Origin of the sequence: uncultured Sphingopyxis sp. (assembly GCF_900078365.1) — a bacterium.
Classification (GTDB): domain Bacteria; phylum Pseudomonadota; class Alphaproteobacteria; order Sphingomonadales; family Sphingomonadaceae; genus Sphingopyxis.
In genome coordinates this window covers 1,450,104-1,464,185 of sequence record NZ_LT598653.1, presented here as the reverse complement: position 1 = coordinate 1,464,185, position 14,082 = coordinate 1,450,104, and the positions used below count along the sequence as shown (strand labels likewise).

The 14,082-nt window shown below is 64.9% G+C and carries 16 protein-coding genes and 2 tRNA genes; 7 read left to right on the top strand and 11 right to left on the bottom strand.

Annotated features, from left to right (window positions below; translation table 11 throughout):
• Positions 1 to 137 precede the first annotated feature (137 nt).
• A complete protein-coding gene (locus QZL87_RS06600) occupies positions 138 to 311 on the bottom strand; it encodes a DUF1328 domain-containing protein (RefSeq protein WP_295325619.1) in 174 nt (57 codons plus the stop codon).
• A gap of 336 nt (positions 312 to 647) precedes the next feature.
• On the opposite strand from QZL87_RS06600, the gene QZL87_RS06595 reads away from it, so the two are divergent.
• Entirely contained in the window at positions 648 to 1,025 is a 378-nt protein-coding gene (locus QZL87_RS06595) for an FKBP-type peptidyl-prolyl cis-trans isomerase (RefSeq protein WP_295325616.1), read from the top strand.
• Positions 1,026 to 1,215: 190 nt separating this feature from the next.
• Here QZL87_RS06595 and QZL87_RS06590 read toward each other — a convergent pair whose 3' ends face one another.
• The 3 genes from QZL87_RS06590 to QZL87_RS06580 all read right to left on the bottom strand — a co-directional run bounded on the left by QZL87_RS06590 (position 1,216) and on the right by QZL87_RS06580 (position 3,653).
• Positions 1,216 to 2,277, bottom strand: coding sequence for a GSU2403 family nucleotidyltransferase fold protein (locus tag QZL87_RS06590; RefSeq protein ID WP_295325614.1), 1,062 nt, complete (start codon positions 2,275 to 2,277; stop codon positions 1,216 to 1,218).
• A 308-nt stretch (positions 2,278 to 2,585) separates the two neighbouring features.
• Positions 2,586 to 3,389 (bottom strand): hypothetical protein, encoded by an 804-nt coding sequence (locus QZL87_RS06585; RefSeq protein WP_295325612.1) that lies wholly within the window; start codon positions 3,387 to 3,389, stop codon positions 2,586 to 2,588.
• Positions 3,390 to 3,579: 190 nt separating this feature from the next.
• Positions 3,580 to 3,653: transfer RNA gene (locus QZL87_RS06580), tRNA-Gly, on the bottom strand.
• Positions 3,654 to 3,742: 89 nt separating this feature from the next.
• Between QZL87_RS06580 and dinB the strand changes: the two genes are divergently transcribed.
• A complete protein-coding gene (gene dinB / locus QZL87_RS06575) occupies positions 3,743 to 4,873 on the top strand; it encodes a DNA polymerase IV (protein WP_295325610.1) in 1,131 nt (376 codons plus the stop codon).
• Here dinB and QZL87_RS06570 read toward each other — a convergent pair.
• Positions 4,866 to 5,330: a hypothetical protein gene (locus QZL87_RS06570; RefSeq protein WP_295325608.1), complete on the bottom strand. Its 465-nt coding sequence runs from the start codon at positions 5,328 to 5,330 to the stop codon at positions 4,866 to 4,868. The genes dinB and QZL87_RS06570 overlap by 8 nt on opposite strands.
• Positions 5,331 to 5,387: 57 nt before the next feature.
• A complete protein-coding gene (locus QZL87_RS06565) occupies positions 5,388 to 6,983 on the bottom strand; it encodes a peptide chain release factor 3 (RefSeq protein WP_295325606.1) in 1,596 nt (531 codons plus the stop codon).
• A gap of 77 nt (positions 6,984 to 7,060) precedes the next feature.
• Between QZL87_RS06565 and QZL87_RS06560 the strand changes: the two genes are divergently transcribed.
• The gene (locus tag QZL87_RS06560) at positions 7,061 to 7,699 is read left to right on the top strand and encodes a hypothetical protein (RefSeq protein WP_295325604.1); all 639 of its coding nucleotides are present in this window, start codon (positions 7,061 to 7,063) and stop codon (positions 7,697 to 7,699) included.
• A 248-nt stretch (positions 7,700 to 7,947) separates the two neighbouring features.
• A complete protein-coding gene (locus tag QZL87_RS06555; RefSeq protein WP_295325602.1) occupies positions 7,948 to 8,748 on the top strand; it encodes an enoyl-CoA hydratase-related protein in 801 nt (266 codons plus the stop codon).
• 115 nt (positions 8,749 to 8,863) lie between these two features.
• On the opposite strand, the gene QZL87_RS06550 is transcribed toward QZL87_RS06555, so the two are convergent.
• Genes QZL87_RS06550 through QZL87_RS06540 form a run of 3 tightly spaced genes read right to left on the bottom strand, consistent with a single transcriptional unit; the run spans position 8,864 to position 10,759 of the window.
• Positions 8,864 to 9,466 carry an HD domain-containing protein gene (locus QZL87_RS06550; RefSeq protein ID WP_295325599.1) on the bottom strand — a complete coding sequence of 201 codons (603 nt, stop codon included), beginning with the start codon at positions 9,464 to 9,466 and terminating at the stop codon, positions 8,864 to 8,866.
• Between the two features lie 32 nt (positions 9,467 to 9,498).
• Positions 9,499 to 10,215 (bottom strand): hypothetical protein, encoded by a 717-nt coding sequence (locus tag QZL87_RS06545; RefSeq protein WP_295325596.1) that lies wholly within the window; start codon positions 10,213 to 10,215, stop codon positions 9,499 to 9,501.
• Positions 10,199 to 10,759 (bottom strand): hypothetical protein, encoded by a 561-nt coding sequence (locus QZL87_RS06540; protein WP_295325593.1) that lies wholly within the window; start codon positions 10,757 to 10,759, stop codon positions 10,199 to 10,201. The genes QZL87_RS06545 and QZL87_RS06540 overlap by 17 nt, the downstream gene beginning before the upstream one ends.
• 150 nt (positions 10,760 to 10,909) lie before the next feature.
• Between QZL87_RS06540 and QZL87_RS06535 the strand changes: the two genes are divergently transcribed.
• Positions 10,910 to 11,356, top strand: coding sequence for an Rrf2 family transcriptional regulator (locus QZL87_RS06535; protein ID WP_295325590.1), 447 nt, complete (start codon positions 10,910 to 10,912; stop codon positions 11,354 to 11,356).
• A 59-nt stretch (positions 11,357 to 11,415) separates the two neighbouring features.
• On the opposite strand, the gene QZL87_RS06530 is transcribed toward QZL87_RS06535, so the two are convergent.
• Both QZL87_RS06530 and QZL87_RS06525 read right to left on the bottom strand, forming a co-directional pair.
• Positions 11,416 to 11,491: transfer RNA gene (locus QZL87_RS06530), tRNA-Ala, on the bottom strand.
• Positions 11,492 to 11,632: 141 nt separating this feature from the next.
• Positions 11,633 to 11,959 carry a TIGR02300 family protein gene (locus QZL87_RS06525; protein ID WP_295325587.1) on the bottom strand — a complete coding sequence of 109 codons (327 nt, stop codon included), beginning with the start codon at positions 11,957 to 11,959 and terminating at the stop codon, positions 11,633 to 11,635.
• Positions 11,960 to 12,084: 125 nt separating this feature from the next.
• On the opposite strand from QZL87_RS06525, the gene aroA reads away from it, so the two are divergent.
• Both aroA and QZL87_RS06515 read left to right on the top strand, forming a co-directional pair.
• Entirely contained in the window at positions 12,085 to 13,413 is a 1,329-nt protein-coding gene (gene aroA / locus QZL87_RS06520; protein WP_295325584.1) for a 3-phosphoshikimate 1-carboxyvinyltransferase, read from the top strand.
• A complete protein-coding gene (locus QZL87_RS06515; RefSeq protein WP_295325581.1) occupies positions 13,410 to 14,039 on the top strand; it encodes a (d)CMP kinase in 630 nt (209 codons plus the stop codon). Before aroA ends, QZL87_RS06515 begins: the two co-directional genes overlap by 4 nt.
• The last annotated feature ends 43 nt before the right edge of the window (positions 14,040 to 14,082 follow it).

The window sequence follows — 14,082 nt, the reverse complement described above, 5'->3', positions numbered from 1 at the left end:
GTAAGCCCCGTCGTATTTCTACGGCGGGGCTCCCTAGGTTCCGTCCGAAGACAGGAACCAGATTCTACCTTTTCTTTCGATCCAGTAGACTGAGGAAACGCGGCACGACGGGGATGGTTCCCGCCGCGCCGAATTTTTCAGCTGATCTTGCGCGCGGCGGCCGAGCCGAGGATCAGGAACAGCACGACAAGCGCCAGACCGACGAAGAACAGGATCTTGGCGATGCCCGCGGCGGCACCCGCGACGCCGCCGAAGCCGAGCACCGCGGCGAGCAGCGCGATCACGGCGAAGATCAAAGCCCATTTGAACATCTGACGTCTCCTTGCTCTTGCGCGCGCCGCCGGCTTCGAAAGCACACGGCTTTCGACGGGAAAACGGCCGGTAGCCGCGCCTCAAATCCTTGATTATCGATACGAAGGCAGAACGACGGCGGCGCGCGAAAGTTCCTGCCGCCGGGCAGATAGCCCCTTGCCTATCCGGTCCGCGATGCGCTTATGCTCGGCATCGTTCGAGGGAGTCTCATGTCCATGCCATCGCCCCACCGGCTGCTTGCAGCCGCATCCGCCGCCCTGTGCCTTTCCGCCGCAGCGCACGCTCAGCCGGACGAGGCAGCGCCAACACAAGGCACGGCCTACCTCAACAGGCAGATGACGGCGCTCGCCGAGCGCCACGGCGCCGACGGCTGGCGCGTGACGCCGAGCGGGCTGCGCTGGCGCCGCGTCGCGGGCGACGGCAGCGGCGCCCACCCCGGCCCGGCCGACCGGGTCACCGTCCATTATGTCGGCACCTTCGCCGACGGCCGCGAGTTCGACAGTTCGGTCGCGCGCGGCGAGCCCGCCACCTTTCCCCTCAATCGCGTGATCGACGGCTGGCAGGAAGGCGTCCAGCTGATGGGCGTCGGCGACAAGGTCGAGTTCGCGATTCCCTGGCAGCTCGCCTATGGCCCCGTCGGCAAGGGCCCGATCCCGGGCGGCGCGACCCTGCTGTTCACGGTCGAACTGCTCGGCATCGAGCCCGCGGGCTGAATATCAGGGAGTGCCTGGAGGTAGCGGGAATCTAAAATAGATGCCCCCACTTGCAGCCGTATAAAGCTCCAGATGTAGACGAATGGGGGCGAATGCCGTTTGGAAGGTAGCGCACCGTCACGCGTGAGTACCTAAAATTTGCCGTCACAGGCTCGCGAGCGCGGGGCTTCCCGAGAAGTGCCGGTGTGATCTACCAACGCGGCGAACGAGGATCAGGGCGCTGTTCGGTCCAGCGCAAATAATAGGGTGCGAGTTCTCCGGGCAGCATCGCTTCAAATGCTTCGTCGAGAGGATAGTGCGGCATGGCTTCGGCGACGGCGTCGAGGAGAAGCAAGGCCTGTTTCATATCCTTGCCGCGTTTGAGCGGGTGACGCTTTGATTGCTCGGACATCCACAGCTTCTGGAGCGCAAACCAGCGCGGATCGGGCGCGACGATGCGCGCGGGACTGCCGTCGCGGCAGATGACCACTTGGTCGACCGCCCTTCCTTCAAGCAACCATTCCTGTTCGGGAAGCGGAATCGGCCGTGGTCTGTCGGTGCGCGCCATATTTGCCGCTCGCGACGGTGCCGCAAGAATTTCGACCTCATAGGCTTTGGCATTGCGTGCCTGAAAGCTGCGCTCGGTATTGACCGTGAAGGTCGCGTCGACGGCTTTCAAAAGGTCCCAGACGATCTGCGCGTCCTGCTGCGGATCAGTCTCGGTCCACGCCAGGTCGAAATCGGCGGTCTCGTCAGGAAGATCGCGAATGAAACCGCCAGCTTCGAGCGCGTATGCGACGACGGCATTGGTCCCGACAACAAGCAACGCACCGTCGAGAAGCTCCCGCCGATCGGCCTCGCGCAAAATGGGTCCGACCTCATTAGCGATCATCGGCACGCGCAGGGCACGTGCGATCGAAGCGCTTTCGTCGAGTGCGGATTTGCTTGCGGAAATACGGGCCTTCAGCGTCTCCTTCTCGCGCCGGTAGGCATCGAGTTTCGCGGCGAAAGCCTCCGACCATGGGCCGAGGCTTTTCCCATTGCCCTTGCGGTCGCGGATTTCATAGAGATAGGCCCGCCCTCCGACTTCCTTCCGAGCGAGGCCATAGGGAAGCTTGGCAAGGCCACGCTCGGCCTCGATCCACACTTCATAGCGCTGACGCAAGTTGATAAGCGCCCGCGCCTGCTCATCAGAAAAAACCTTTACCGCCATCGGCAATTTATCCTGCAAATTTTGATTTTTGTCAAATGCAGGATAATTGAATTTATTCAATTTTCTGAGCTCAGACCATGTCAAAAAATTCTCGATTTATCCTGCGAATATATGATTTCCTAATTTGCAGGACAAAAACTGAAAGGCTTGTCTGGAGAAGGCAACGCGCGACCAGTCACAGCTCGAACGGTGCAATTTGGCTGATTTCGGACAGGCCTCTTTCGGAGATGAACCTCGCGATTATGTCTCTGAAACTCAAGAAATTGCGGATCCGCGATGCAGTGGGATGCTGATCGGTAGGGACTGCATTTTCCATCGCATTTTTTGGCCGCAAGCTGACCGGCGAATCGCGTCGGGTGCGGCGGGGTTTATTCGCCGAACAGCGACCTCAGCAGGCCACGGAGGGAAGACTGTTTGATTGACCGCACCCGAATTGATGGATTGCTGTTCGACACTCTGTAGTCCCTATCTTCGTGGTCTCCATCCTGGCTTGCCACGCCAATCTTCCGCTCAAATTCATGGGCACGAGCTGCGGCTTTTTCCACGAGTTCGCGATTTGCCTCCTCGGCGCGTTGCTTGCCCTGTTCATCCGGCCGGAAACCATGAACCCGCGTGACCCAGCTATAGTCGCTGGTCCAGATGTATTGGCCGATCAGCGCGATACGCGTTCCACGCTTTGATACAGAGCGCGACGCGCTCTGGCAAAGCGCCGCCATCATGGCAACGACCGCCTGCTCTTTGCCAGCGAGGCCGCGGCCTTCTCTGCTCGCTCCGTATTTCAGAGGCAATCTGCTCGAACAGCGCATAGTCTTCGGCCGCGAGATACAGCAATACGACGCGCTGCGCCGTGATACTCGGCGAGCGCGGGCCCAGACCTTGGTCGGGCAGAAGATCGCGGCTTTGCATCCCTTCACCTCCAGCTTTCCGTCGGCGCGCAGGGTCGGGGTGAGGCCGGCGACATAGGCCAGCGCAAGCCCGTTCGGCGTGCCGAAGGCCTTGTCGTCATACAGGCTGCCCGCCTTGCTGCCGGTGCAGAAAAGCGCCGCGCGCTGTTCTTGCGCTTCCGGGTAGCCGGAGTTTGCGCGAAGCCCGCCGCCATCGGACAGTTTAAAGGGCTTGGGGCCTGTTTTGCCTTTCTTATGGCCCGGTCGGCCAGCGGCACGGCACTCCATCTCCGGTCAAAATGCCCCCACGGGTGGGGGCATTCCAATTGGCCGAAAGAGAAATGCCTCCCACATAACGCCCCCCGACATCCGATGATTTTCAGCGGATCGCGGCGAGTGGGTTCGGCCAATCACATGCGAAATGTGAAGGAAAACCGTGGCTTGTCCAGAAAAATGCGACGAAAGGCGGCAGGATGTTTGGAGCGGGTAAGGGGAATCGAACCCCTCTAGCTAGCTTGGAAGGCTAGAGCATTACCACTATGCTATACCCGCATCGCCAAGGCCGAGGGCGATTGCCAGTTTGATCCGCCCCCGTCAAGCGCGGCGTTGAGAACATCGTGGCAACATGGTAGGGATGCGCCGTGCAGGACGGTGACGATCATGGTCGGGGCGATGGCGCGGACCCTCCGCCGGTCCGCAAGATCATCCATGTCGACATGGATGCCTTTTACGCCTCGGTCGAGCAGCGCGACGACCCGGCGCTCCGCGGAAAGCCGGTCGCGGTCGGCGGATCGTCGCGGCGCGGCGTCGTTGCCGCGGCCTCTTATGAGGCGCGTAAGTTCGGGGTGCGGTCGGCGATGCCGAGCGTCACCGCCAAGCGCCAGTGCCCGGGCCTCGTCTTCGTGCCGCCGCGCTTCGACGTCTATCGCGACATCTCGCACCAGATCCGCGCGATCTTCCGCGACTATGCCGACGAGGTCGAGCCGCTGTCGCTCGACGAGGCCTATCTCGACGTGAGCGCCGACAAGGCGCGGCTGGGAAGCGCGACCGCGGCGGCGAAGCTGATCCGCCAGCGCATCCGCGAAGAAACCGGCCTCACCGCCTCGGCCGGCGTCTCCTACAACAAGTTCATCGCCAAGCTCGCGTCGGACCAGAACAAGCCCGATGGCCTCACCGTCATCCCGCCGGGGCGCGGCGCCGCCTTCGTCCAGACGCTGTCGATCCGTCGCTTCCACGGCATCGGCCCGGTGACCGCGGCGAAGATGGAGGGGCTCGGCATCTTTTCGGGCGCCGATCTCGCCGCGAAGGACATGGCATGGCTCGCGGCGCATTTCGGCAACAGCGCCGAATGGCTCCATAACCTCGCGCGCGGGATCGACCACCGCCGCGTCAGGTCGAACCGGCCGCTGAAATCGCTCGGCGGCGAGCGGACCTTCTTCAACGACCTGATCACCGACACCGAAATCCGCGAGGCGCTCGCGCATGTCTGCACCGTGGTGTGGGACCGCGCGGCGAAAAGGCACGCGCGCGGGCGCACGGTGACGCTGAAGCTGCGCTACGCCGATTTCCGCACGATCACGCGCGCGAAATCGGTCCCCTCACCCATCCTCGACGGCAATTCGCTGCTCGCGGCGGGCGAAGCAATTCTCGGCCCGCTGCTCCCTACCGAACAGGGTATCCGCCTGCTCGGCGTGACGCTGAGCAAGTTCGAGGGGGAGGAGGATGGCGAGGAAGCGCCCGCGACGCCCGCCGATTTGCTAAGCCTTATCTGACCGCCAGATTGGGCGCGTGGCGCCGCAGCGCCGCTTGCATTTTAGGCGACAGCGCCTTGAAATCGCAGCGGATCAATGGCTCGTCCATCACCTGTATCTGCTCGCGAAACGGCGCCCCGACACGATAGAGCGCGCGGTCGGTTCCCAGCGGCTTCACGCGGAAATAGCCCGCGCCGTCATAGCCGCCGAACTGCATCTGGGTGAAACCGTCCTCGACGGTGCGCGTCTGGGTGATCGGCTGGAGTTCGGCGGCGGGGCCCATGGTGCCGCCGGGTCCATAATAATAGAGCGCCCCCCAGCGTGTTCCGTCGAACACATAGCCGTGATGGACGCTCGCACATTTTTCGGTGTCGTTGGTCCAGAAGCCCGGGACGATCGGCAACTCGATCGCCTCTGCCGCCGCTACGCCCGGCACGCTCCCCGCGATCGCCGCGATCGCCAAAATCCATCCGCGCATCGATACCCCCCACCTCGGCCGACAATGACGTCATGGTGGCGGAGTTAGCGGGTTCGATCAACCCGCGTCGGCGAACACCCGCTCCTTCGTCGCGGTGAAGCGAATCGACGGGTTGCGCTGGGTCACATAGCCGACTTCCCACGCATCCTTCGCCATGAACACCGGCGCGCCGTCACGGTCGGTCGCCGCGGCGCCGCGGTTGTCGGCCTGGAACGCCTTGAGCGCCGCGGCATCGTCGCTCGCGATCCAGCGCGCGGTGTCCCACGGCGACTGTTCGAGCTTCGCCTCGACCTTATACTCGGCCTCCAATCGGCTGATCAGCACGTCGAGTTGCAGCTGGCCGACGACGCCGACGATCATGTTCGCGCCGATCTCGGGGTAGAAGACCTGGATGATCCCCTCCTCGGCCATGTCGTCGAGCGCCTTCCTGAGCTGTTTCGTCTTGGTCGGATCGACGAGCGCGACGCGGCGCAATATTTCGGGGGCGAAATTGGGCAAGCCGGTGATCATGATGTCGCTGCGTTCGGACAGCGTATCGCCGACGCGCAGCGTGCCATGGTTCGGAATGCCAATGATGTCGCCCGGAAACGCTTCCTCGGCCATCTCGCGGTCCTGCGCGAGGAAGAGCATCGGGCGGCTGATCGCGATCGCCTTGCCCGTGCCGCCCTGCATCAGCCGCATGCCGCGCTCGAACTTGCCCGAACAGAGGCGCATGAAGGCGATGCGGTCGCGGTGCGCGGGGTTCATGTTCGCCTGCACCTTGAACACGAAGCCGGTGACGGCGTCGTCGCCCGGCTGCACCGGCGCGGGCTCGGCGGGCTGCGGCTGCGGCCCCGGCGCATGGTCGGCCAGCCCCGCGAGCAGGTCGACGACGCCGAATTCCTTGAGCGCCGAGCCGAAGAAGACCGGCGTCAGGTCGCCATTCCGGTAGGCCGCACCGTCGAAGGGCGCATAGCAGGCCGACGCCAGCTCGGTCTCTTCCTTGAGCAGCGCGAGCGCCGGGGCGCTGAGCTTCGCCGCGAGGCGCGGGTCGTCGAGCCCCTCGACCGCGATCCGTTCGCCCTCATACATGCGCGACGCATCGCCGCCGGGCACCATAAGCGCGGGGTCGACGAGGTCGTAGATGCCCTCGAACTGCCCGCCCATCCCCGCGGGCCAGTTCATCGGGCAGACGTCGAGCGCGAGCCGGTCGGCGACCTCGTCGAGCAGCTCGAACGGCGTCTGTCCCTCGCGATCGACCTTGTTGATGAAGGTGATGATCGGGACCGAGCGCAGGCGGCACACCTCGAACAGCTTCAGCGTCTGCGGTTCGATACCCTTCGCGGCGTCGATCACCATCACCGCGCTGTCGACGGCGGTGAGAGTGCGATAGGTATCCTCGCTGAAATCCTCGTGTCCCGGCGTGTCGAGCAGGTTGAAGATCAGCCCGCGATGCTCGAAGGTCATCACCGACGAGGTCACCGAAATGCCGCGCTGCTGTTCGATCTTCATCCAGTCGGAGCGCGCGCGCCGCGCCGCGCCGCGCGCCTTCACCTCGCCCGCGATATGGATCGCGCCGCCCGCGACGAGCAATTTCTCGGTCAGCGTCGTCTTGCCCGCGTCGGGGTGCGAGATGATGGCGAAGGTGCGGCGTTCGGGGTGCTTCTGGGACATGGCGCGGGCGCCTAGCAGGTGGCGGGGCAAGTGGAAAGGGGCTGGCGCCCGCGCCGCGGCGAACGCATGATCGCCCCATGCGAACCCTGCTCCTCGCCGCCGCCCTGACCGCTACCCCTGCCGTCGCGCAGGATTCACCCTTCGTCGGCGAATATGCTCTTTCCGAGGGGCCGGATGTCGGCGGCTGGCTGCTGATCCGCAGCGACGGGCGCTTTCAATATATGCTCGCCGCGGGCGCGCTCGACGAACGCGCCGAGGGGCGCTGGGAGATGCGCGGCGAGCGCGTCTGCCTGACGACCGAGCCGAAACCGGTGCCGCCGGCGATGTCGAAAGGCACTCTCGGCGAGATCGACGGCGCGGTGCCCACCATCGTCGTCACCTGGCCGAACGGCCGGACCATCGCCGGCGTCGATTTCACCATCGGCTTTGACAGCAGTACGCCCATCGACGGCTATACCCAATATGACGGCTGGACGATGCCCGAGGACGATAATCGCATCCCGCGCTGGGTCGATGTTCGTGAGCCGATCTACGGCATCTCCGCCCCGCGCTTCGAACTGGCCGAGGCCGACGGCGGCAAGCTGCACGTGATCATCGAGCCCAACGACATCGGCGTCGTCGATTTCAACGGCGCCTGCGCGGAAAAGACCGCGCGCGGGCTGACCCTGTATCGCGCCGAGGGCGCCATGCGCTTCGTAAGGCTGGGCGGGGAATAGATGGCGGCATTGGGGTGGGGAGCGGACGTTGCCTATAACCGTCGCCCCCGCGAAGGCGGGGGCCGCTGTCGGTTTACGCAACACCGCTGATCAAGGCCGCTGGCGGCCCCCGCCTTCGCGGGGGCGACGGCTAGTTTCGGTCGAAATCAGTCTTTCCCCTGCCCCCTTCCCCCTTGCGCTCCCCCCGCAAATGCGCCACAACTTTACGTGAACGTAAAGGTAAAGCACCCGCGAGAGGATATTTCCCCATGACCCTTCCGACCTTCGACACGATCAGGCTCGAACTCGCCGACAATGTCGCGACGATCACGCTGAACCGCCCCGACCGGCTCAATTCGATGCCCCCCGCGATGGCCGATGATATTCGCGCGGCGCTCGACCATCTGCCGGGGCTCGGGGCGCGCGCGCTGCTGATCACGGGCGAAGGGCGCGGCTTCTGCTCGGGCGCCGACCTTGCGGGCGACCGGTCGGGCGGCGCGGTCGGCGGCGGAGCGCGCAGCCGCAGCGCGCTGCGCGGCCATTACAATCCGATGCTGCTCGCGCTTGCGAACCTCGACATTCCCGTCGTCGTCGCGGTCAACGGCCCCGCGGCGGGCGTCGGGTGCAGCTTTGCCTTGTCGGGCGATTTCACCATCGCGGGCAAGAGCGCCTATTTCCTCCAGGCCTTCGTCAACATCGGCCTCGTCCCCGACGGCGGCTCGTCGTGGCTGCTGCCGCGCCTGGTCGGCGTGCCGCGCGCGCTGCAGATGATGATGCTGGGCGAGAAGATTTCGGGCGAGCAGGCCGCCGACTGGGGCATGATCTATAAATGCGTCGACGATGCCGACCTGATGGCCGAAGCGAAGGCGCTCGCGGCGCGGCTCGCGAACGGGCCGACGGTGGCACTCGGCACGATGCGCAAGATACTGCGCGAGGGGCTGTCGCAGGATTATTCGGCCACGCTCGACGCCGAGGCCAAGGGCCAGTTCGTCGCCGGCGGCACCGCCGACGCGATGGAAGGCATCATGGCGTTCCAGCAGAAGCGCAAGACCGAATTCAAGGGGAAGTAGGCGGACCGTAAAAGGGCGTCACCCCGGCGAAGGCCGGGGTCTCACCCTTGCGTCAAGAGCCTTGGTCGAGATCCCGGCCTTCGCCGGGATGACAAGAAAATTGGGTTGGTCCGCCCTATTCCGCCGCTTCCTCGACCATCGCCTTCTTGTAGATGCTCGTGCGCGGATAGGAGCAGAGGCGCATCACCATCGGCTCGAAGAATTCCAGCGGTTCGCTGTCATAGTCGGGGTCGAACGCCGGCGCGTCATATTTTTCGCAGAATTCGGCGCACGCCGCATAATAAGGATGATCGCGGAACTGGTCGCGCATGTCGCGGTCGAGCCCGAGATAATGGAAGAAATAATGGCCTTGGAAGATGCCGTGATGCTGGACGATCCAGAGATTCTCTTCTGACAGGAAGGGTTTGAGGATCGCTGCGGCGACGTCGGGATGATTGAACGCGCCGAGCGTGTCGCCGATGTCGTGAAGCAGCGCCATCACGACATATTCCTCGTCGCGCCCGTCTCGATGCGCGCGCGTCGCGGTCTGCAGGCAATGTTCGAGCCGGTCGACCGGAAAGCCGCCATAATCGCCGCCGAGCAGCTTCAGATGCTCGAGGATGCGCTTGCCGTTGTTCGGCGCGAACTCCTTCTGTTCGCGCGCGATGATGTCCCAATCCTCCTGCGTCCCGTCGATCATCGAGCGGAATTTGGCGTGATCGTGCGTCATCTCGTTCATGGCAGCCTCTCCTATTTTGAGGAGAGCCTATCCTATTCGTTGTTATTTGCAACGTTATAGGTCTTGACCTCGGCCTGCGTCAGGCAGCGGCGCGTCGACTTGTCGTCGGCATTGGCGAGCGCCTTTTGCTGATACATCACTTCGGTCAGCAGTTTGCGCGACACCCCCATGCGGATCAGGAAATCATTGTCTTCGCTGGCGAGCAGCGCGGCGTCCTGTTCAATGTCGCCGATCAGTTCCTTGGTCGCGTCGGTGCCCATCGCGACGCTCATGTCGATCGTGCTGCGGTCGCCGGTGCGCGTGAACATATGGACGATGAACAGGCCGCCGGGGTCGATCACGCGCGGCTGGCCGCCCATGAAGACGAAATTGCACGCGCTGAAACAGGCCCAGCCCGCCGGAATGCGCGTCGTCAGGCCGAAGTTCGACCGGATGATCCGTCCCGCCGCATTGCCCGCGCGCGCATCGCCCCCGGGCGAGCGCAGCCAGACTTCGCCGATGTCGGGATTGGCGGCAAGCACGGCCTTCAGCCGCTCGGGCAAGCCCGCGTCGATCCGCCCTTCGGCGAGCAACACCTTGCCGCCCTTCTTGACGACCGGGGTCAGCTTCATCGCGGGATGAGCCGACCAGTCGGGGTTCAGCGGACAGGTCGGGTTCGCGGGATCGAGCGCAGGCTTGGCAGCACCGGTCAGACACGCAATCAGCCCGGCGGCGGCCGCGATACGAACGAATTTACGCGGCAAGGACATAGCGCGCCTGTCCCGGCCCCTTGCACATCCGCTTCGACACGCGCGTTTCCTCGCCCTCGACGATGATGATGTCGGTGACGTTCATGCACTGGGTGCCGTCGGCGAGTTCGTTCTTCGCCGCGACGGTCGACGACCCGCTGACGTTCGCGCGCGTCTCGCTCGTCCAGTTCGCGGTCGCGCCGACCTCTTCACCGCGCGTTGCCTCCTCGGTCGCAGCCGCCGCCTGCACCTGCTCGGCGGGGTCGAGGCGGCAGGCGATCGCGTCGGTCAGCGTCCCGCTCACCTCGGCAATCGGCACATAGGAATAAACGCCGGCCTTGCTCGCCACGTCGCCGACCGCGTCGTTGATGACATTGCCCAATATGTTGCGGCCGATGCCGCTGCCCTTCTTGCCCTTGGGACAGCCGCCATTGTCGTCCTCGCTCGGCTTGGGCGCCGGGGTCGTCACCTTGCGAAGCAGGCTGCCGAACTGCGCCTGCGCGGGCGCCACCGCAAGCAGGCACGCCGCCAGCACGGCGGGAGTCGCCAATAATTTCCGCATCATCCTGTCCACCCTTGTCGCGCCCGGTTCCGGGCCACCATGCGACCTTTTATAAGGACGGTTCATGCCACCCGCTGTGATTTTCATCAACCGTGCAACATTTGTCATCCAGACAGGTTGAATTAAGGTCGAATATGTCACAGTAACGCCGCCATGCTCTCGCAGAAGACCCGCTATACGATCCGCGCGTTCCAGCACCTTGCCGACCATTGGGGCAAGGGGCAGGTGCAGCTCGCGGACATTGCGGATGCGCAGAATATTCCGCCCAAATTCCTGACCGTGATCCTGTCCGAAATGGCGCGCGAGGGCCTGCTCATCTCGCAGCGCGGGCGCGACGGCGGCTATCAGCTTGCGCTGCCGCCGATCGACATCAGCTATGGCGACCTCGTCCGCCTGACGCGCGGCTCACTCGCGCTCGTCCCCTGCGCGGCGCGCAACGCGCACGAACATTGCAAGAATTGCCTGCCCGAGTCGGAATGCCGCCTGCGCAGCCTGATGCTCCGCGTCCGCGACGATACCGCGTCGATCCTCGACCGCATCACCCTCGCCGACCCGATCAAGATGGAACCCTTGTTCGACAAGGAAGAGGCGGCCGAATAGCCGCTGCCGTCGCCCCAGCACAACAAAAAAGGCCCGCTTTCGCGGGCCTTTTTGGTAAATGGTGGAGCCTAGCGGGATCGAACCGCTGACCTCCTGCATGCCATGCAGGCGCTCTCCCAGCTGAGCTAAGGCCCCGTGCCATTTCGCGTGCCGCCCTCGCCAATATCTGGCTGCTGCGACCGGGACGCCGCCTTTAGCAGCGCCGCCGCGTGATGCAAGGGGCCAAATCATCTTTCGATGCTTTTTTGGCCCCCCGAAATCAAAACCCGGTTATTATCAGCTTTCGTCGTCCTCGTCGTCGCCCGTCGCGACGCCCAGATCGTCGTCGCCGCCCAGATCGACATCATTGTCGGGCGAATCGCTGTCCTCGTCGACATCGACGTCCAGATCCAGATCCTCGTCCGCCGCGGCCTCTTCCTTCGTGGCCTTGCCGGGCTTCTCGGCCTCTTCGAACGGCATCGGCTGCTTCGATTTCAGCACCGATTCCGGGATCCAGCTATAGCCGCAATTGATACAGCTGATCGGATCGTCCTTGGTCAAATCATAGAATCGGGTGGCGCATTTCGGGCAGCTGCGCTTCGTGCCCCATTCAGCCTTGATCATAAACGCCTCATAATATTTTGAAAACAGGATAGAAATATTGGAAAAGCGGCGGCGCCTGAATAGCTATCCGCCAAATCGGCGTGCGCCTTGCCAGATTGCAAGGCCGCTGTCAAAAGCCGCACGCCATGACCGATCGAACCGCCAGCCCGCGCGCCTTTTCTGCTTCCGCTCCGCTCAAAGGCAGGATCGCGATCCCGGGGGACAAGAGCATCTCGCACCGCGCACTGATGCTGTCGGCGCTCGCCGTCGGGGAAAGCCGCGTCACCGGGCTGCTCGAAGGGCATGACGTGCTCGCGACCGCCGCTGCGATGCGCGCGATGGGCGCAAGCATCGAGCGCCGGGACGACGGCGAATGGCGCATCCACGGCGTCGGCGTCGGCGGCTTGCTCCAACCGCGCGAGGCCCTCGACATGGGGAACAGCGGCACCTCGACGCGCCTCTTGATGGGGCTGGTCGCGAGCCATCCGATCACCGCCACCTTCACCGGCGACGCCAGCCTGTCGGGCCGCCCGATGGGCCGCGTCATCGACCCGCTGTCGCAGATGGGCGCCGACATCTCGGCTTCGCCCGGCGGCCGCCTTCCCCTGATGATCCGCGGCCTCGCCCCCGCCGTCCCTCTTTCCTACCGCCTGCCGATGGCGTCGGCGCAGGTGAAGAGCGCCGTGCTGCTCGCGGGGCTCAACACGCCCGGCATCACCGAGGTGATCGAGCCCGTACCGACCCGCGACCACAGCGAGCGGATGCTCCGGGGCTTCGGCGCCGAGTTGACGGTCGAGACCGACGGCGAAGGCACGCGCCATATCCGCATCCGCGGCGAGGCCGAATTGAAGCCGCAGACGATTATCGTCCCGGGCGATCCCTCGTCGGCCGCCTTCTTCATGGTCGCGGCGCTGCTCGTCCCCGGATCGGACGTCACCATCGCCAATGTCGGCCTCAACCCTACCCGCGCGGGGCTTGTCGAGGTGCTCCAGCAGATGGGCGGCGACATCCTCCTTCTCGATGCGCGCGAAGTCGGAGGCGAGCCCGTCGCCGACCTGCGCGTCCGCCACAGCAACCTCAAGGGCATCGACGTCGATCCCGCCGTAGCGCCGAGCATGATCGACGAATTTCCGATCCTGTTCATCGCCGCCGCGCTCGCCGAGGGGCGCACGGTGACGACCGGGCTCGACGAATTGCGCGTCAAGGAAAGCGACCGCCTGGCCGTCATGGCGACCGGCTTGCAAGCGATCGGCGCGCGCGTCGAGGAGAGCGAGGACGGCCTCGTCATCGACGGCACCGGCGGCGATCCGCTGACGGGCGGCGCAACCATCGCCGGCCACCTCGACCACCGCATCTGCATGAGCTTCGCGGTCGCGGGGCTCGTCAGCAAGGCGCCGGTGACGATCGACGACATGGCGCCGGTCGCGACGAGTTTCCCCAATTTCGAAGCCTTGCTCGCGAGCCTGCAGCAATGATCATCGCGGTCGATGGCCCCACCGCGTCGGGCAAGGGCACGATCGCCCGCGCGCTCGCGACACATTTCGGCCTGCCCGTGCTCGACACCGGGCTACTCTATCGCGCGGTCGGTTATCAGACGCAGCTCAACCACGGCGATGCCGACGATGCCGACGATGCGCTCGCCGCGTGCGACTTTCCCGACAGCCTGCTCGATGATCCGGCGCTGCGCTATGAAACCACCGGCGGGCTCGCGAGCCGCGTGTCGGTGCATCCCGCCGTGCGCCGCGCCCTGTTCCAGCGGCAGGTCGATTTCGCGAACCAGCCCGGCGGCGCGGTGCTCGACGGGCGCGACATCGGCACGGTGATCGCGCCGCACGCCGACGCCAAGCTGTTCGTGACCGCCACCCCCGAGGAACGCGCCCGCCGCCGCCATGCCGAGATGCTGGGGCGCGGCGTGGAGGTCGGCTATGAAGCCGTCCTCGCCGACATCCACGCCCGCGACGCCCGCGACACCGGCCGCGCCGACGCACCGCTGCTCCGCGCCGCGGATGCGCTGCTGCTCGACAACACCACGCTCGACCGCGACGCGGCGATCGCGGCGGCGATCGCCTTCGTCGAAGGCAAAGTCGAGGGGCGCGACTGACGGAATATTCGCGCAGAAGCGCGGAGGCCGCAGAGAAGAGAAT